The 3,622-nt window shown below is 45.8% G+C and carries 4 protein-coding genes; 2 read left to right on the plus strand and 2 right to left on the minus strand.

Annotated elements, in window-relative coordinates; genetic code table 11:
* Window positions 1-388: 388 nt before the first annotated feature.
* Together QMN93_RS25580 and QMN93_RS25585 are read left to right on the plus strand one after the other, a co-directional pair.
* Window positions 389-1,015 carry a ParA family protein gene (locus tag QMN93_RS25580; protein WP_032663680.1) on the plus strand — a complete coding sequence of 209 codons (627 nt, stop codon included), beginning with the start codon at window positions 389-391 and terminating at the stop codon, window positions 1,013-1,015.
* 44 nt (window positions 1,016-1,059) lie between these two features.
* Window positions 1,060-1,287 (plus strand): hypothetical protein, encoded by a 228-nt coding sequence (locus QMN93_RS25585; RefSeq protein ID WP_032663682.1) that lies wholly within the window; start codon window positions 1,060-1,062, stop codon window positions 1,285-1,287.
* 867 nt (window positions 1,288-2,154) lie between these two features.
* On the opposite strand, the gene QMN93_RS25590 is transcribed toward QMN93_RS25585, so the two are convergent.
* Window positions 2,155-2,877 carry a replication initiation protein gene (locus QMN93_RS25590; RefSeq protein ID WP_029403849.1) on the minus strand — a complete coding sequence of 241 codons (723 nt, stop codon included), beginning with the start codon at window positions 2,875-2,877 and terminating at the stop codon, window positions 2,155-2,157.
* Window positions 2,878-3,367: 490 nt separating this feature from the next.
* Window positions 3,368-3,622, minus strand: a 255-nt coding sequence (locus QMN93_RS25595) for a DUF4113 domain-containing protein (protein WP_323620225.1), incomplete at its 5' end; no start/stop codon positions are given.

The raw sequence follows: 3,622 nt of genomic DNA on the forward strand, positions 1-3,622 counted from the left end.
AGGGCAGGATCGTCTACCGGGGCGGGGTCAGTCCAAACTATAGGGCAGGATCGTCTACCGGGGCGGGGTCAGTCCATCAACGGCTAGGAAGTGTCTAGATTATCCGTGGCGATTCAATCGCCACCAAAAAAAGCAGGCTCAGATTTATCTCCAAAGTAGATTTTCAATGTGTACTGTTTCATAAACTATCCTCGCGCACTTAATCATGAAATCATTACATCATGCTTTCATTGTTTTGCAATGTATTACTATCAGTCAGTTACATTAATCATGCTATAATTATATCATTAAATCATGATTTCATCTTGTTAAGTTGTTCGATTTTGGGCAATATGAGAAGTGGGATGTATGTGTTTAATGAAATCATGATTTAATGAAGGTGGTTAATATGGGAAAGGTTATATCGATCGTTGGTCAGAAAGGCGGAGGTTCAAAAAGTACCAAAGCCAGAACACTTGCTGTTGGGTTTACTGAAGCTGGATGGAAGACTCATCTGGCGGATATAGACACGAAGCAACAAACCTCTCTGAAGTGGACAGAACGACGCGAGAACAATGGTCTAAGTCAAATTGACTGCGCTCTTTACCGCCGGGTAGATACAGCTGTCAAAATGAAAGATAGCTGCCATTTGCTTATCATTGATGGTCGTCCTGCAGCAGAGACAACATCACTGGATGTGGCTGATGAATCTGATCTCGTGATCATAACCACTGGGACCACAATTGATGATCTGGAACCTTCTCTGGAACTTGCCCGCGAATTGATTAAAAAGGGCATTGAGAAAAACAAAATCGTATTCATTGTCGCTAAGTCACCATCTCAGTCGCAGGGCGAAAAAGCTCAGGAAACAATCAAAGCGTGGGGCTTCAAAGTTCTCAATACAATCATTCCATTCAAAACCAGTTACGGCGAGGCTCTGGATGCGGGGCGTGCCCTCCATGAAACTCCTTTCAAATCCTTAAACGAAACGGCAAAACAAATGATTGAAGAGATTCATGATATCATTAACTCATGATAGCATGATTTAAAGATTTCATTATTTTGGACATGAGGAGTTCTATGAAAGCCCCAGGAAAGTCAATAAAACTAGCGCCTCCTAAGGAGGATGAGCCAACTCTGGATGTTACCGGAAAGGGAGCTGCGCCTGATTCGTCGGTTAAACCTATCCAAATCAAAGTGCCGGTATCTAAGCATAAAGAGATGAAAGCTTACGCGGCAGAACAGGGAATATCGATGACAGATATGCTCCTTGCAGGATATGAAATGTATCGCAATAAAATGAAATAATGAAATCATGATTTCATTTCTGGGTTAACCACTCAGCCCCTCCCCGCCTTCATGAAAGGATGAAATCATGATTTCATCCTTTCATCTAAGTATATGCACTCCAATCGCCTGTCACCTCGCTTACTAAAGAGTACAAAGCTATTTAATGATTGCATGAAATCATGACTTCATGCTTATTATGGCGGCTCCAGATTATTTATCTAGTCATATCTCTTTGGCGCACAGTTGCGACTCAAGATTAATCTTTGCAGACTCCGGCCGCAGATCATTCTGCCCATAGAATCGGTGTCCTGTGGGAAACAGGTCAACTTTGTAGCCCCCCGGAACTGTGGGAAACACGTCAACTTCACAGACATCCCGGAATGTGGGAAATAGGTCAACTTAGCAGACGGCCCGGACTGTGGGAAACACGTCAACTTCGCAGACGGCCCGGACTGTGGGAAACACGTCAACTTCGCAGACGGCCCGGACTGTGGGAAACACGTCAACTTCGCAGACGGCCCGGACTGTGGGAAGCAGATCAACTTCGCAGACGGCCCGGACTGTGGGAAACACGTCAACTTCGCAGACGGCCTGAACTGTGGGAAACAAGTCAACTTCGCGGCCGACCGGGACTGTGGGAAGCAGGTCAACTTTAATGGCCAGCAGGGAGTGTGGGAAACACGTCAACTTCGCGGACAGTCATGACTGTGGGAAACAGGTCAACTTAATTGCCGGCCGGGACTGTGGGAAAGAAGTCAACTTAGAGGGCAGCCCGAACTGTAGGAAACAGGTCAAGTTCGGCATGTGATGTGGGAAATACAGCAAGTTTAGTATCCCCCCAAATGTAAGAAACAGACCAAGGGGGGATATAGGATAAATTTCAGATTATTGTTTTTTATCAAGAAAATTAAACAATAAGCGACCATCTTCTTCGGTTGTATAACTTACCTTTAAGGGCGTCTTCTCATTAATTTTCTTCAGCGCAGGTTCCAGGAAGGTACGTTTCATTTCCGCAATATTGTTCTTCTGCGAGGTTGGAAGCATAAACCTTTCACATAACCAGTCATGTGTGGTGATCCAGACACCAGTGCTCCGGAACTGGCACAGGCTCTCATAAAGGCGGATGACACGAACACTATTAAGCTGACCACAGTCATACAGAGAATAGGTCGTGAACTGGGACGTCAAGCCAACAAGGAATGGCATGACCTTGTAGTTAAACTCAATCTGCCAGGAACCCCGGCCTCTCTTCATTCCTGCTTCAGCCAGCCACGGACGTTTAACCTCTTCAAACTCACCTTCTTTTGGATAGAAGGTAACCGTTGATTCGCCCAAAGCATTTACTCCAGCCTTTACATCACGACTGGCGACAGACGTAGCGACATTGAAGTATTTGACGTAATCGGAAACGCTAATTTTGAAAAGAGGTAATACGTCAGAATCATCATCCTGACTGTCGTTGAAATAGGCCTGCATAAGGCATAACCACAGCACACGTTTTGCCTGAAGAGGCAAGTAATATGCGGCTTCGGTCAATTCGTTAGATTGCTTTATACTGGCGCGTTTTTTAAACGTTTTAGTAGCTGGCAAGAGTGCTTGAGTATCCATTCCAAGGCCTATGGGTAAATTATTATCCACCCATAATGGCAGTGAAAACAGAAATTGCAAGCTATCGCGTTACTTATCCACCGGGAAAATATGCAATTTATCCACAAGTGGATAATTGAGATCTAAACTTGACCTGTTTCCCATAGCTTGTTGATGCGTATCCCATAGCTTGTTGCTATGGAACCCACAGATACGTGATTAATTACCCATAATATGTTAACCAGTTGCCCATAATGAACTCCTCTCAGGGCGCGCTGCATGCGGCTTTCAGGCTCCCTAAAAGGAGTAAAATAAAGAAAAAAGAGTTAAAAAAGACTTTATAAAAATATGCCCGTGGATAAGTGGATAAAGCAGGGTGGGGTATCCATTTAACACCGAGCGTAAGCAGAATTTATCCGTGCAGTTCCCTGGTGCTTCCTCGCTCACTCGCGGGCTTCGCCCTGTCGTTCGGCTGCGGCGAGCACTACTGGCTCTCTCTGAAAAGCGAAATTTAACTGATCCTCGCTATGGGGATATCTTTCCAGCGAGTGGTGTACGCAGGGGAGAGCATGTCGCGTTTCATTTGCCATGATGGCGCTATCCCTCGTCCGGCAAACCAGAGCTGTCCCAGCCCGGAATGATTAATGCCATCGAGAACCTTCATCAGCTCAGCGCTGTGAGGACGTGGAGGACGTTCGTCGAACAGCTGCAGCTGCGAAACGCCGGAGCCGGTGAAGTCATTCAGCATCACACCGGCTTTGGCATA

The sequence above is a fragment of the Enterobacter sp. R-1.6.2 genome (assembly GCF_035064085.1).
Lineage (GTDB): Bacteria > Pseudomonadota > Gammaproteobacteria > Enterobacterales > Enterobacteriaceae > Enterobacter > Enterobacter asburiae_B.

What these genes read in the sequence shown, in the direction of transcription:
- QMN93_RS25585 (WP_032663682.1), top strand. Translation starts at nt 1,060, where the DNA reads ATGAAAGCCCCAGGAAAGTCAATAAAACTAGCGCCTCCTAAGGAGGAT.
- QMN93_RS25590 (WP_029403849.1), bottom strand. Translation starts at nt 2,877, where the DNA reads ATGGATACTCAAGCACTCTTGCCAGCTACTAAAACGTTTAAAAAACGC.
- QMN93_RS25580 (WP_032663680.1), top strand. Translation starts at nt 389, where the DNA reads ATGGGAAAGGTTATATCGATCGTTGGTCAGAAAGGCGGAGGTTCAAAA.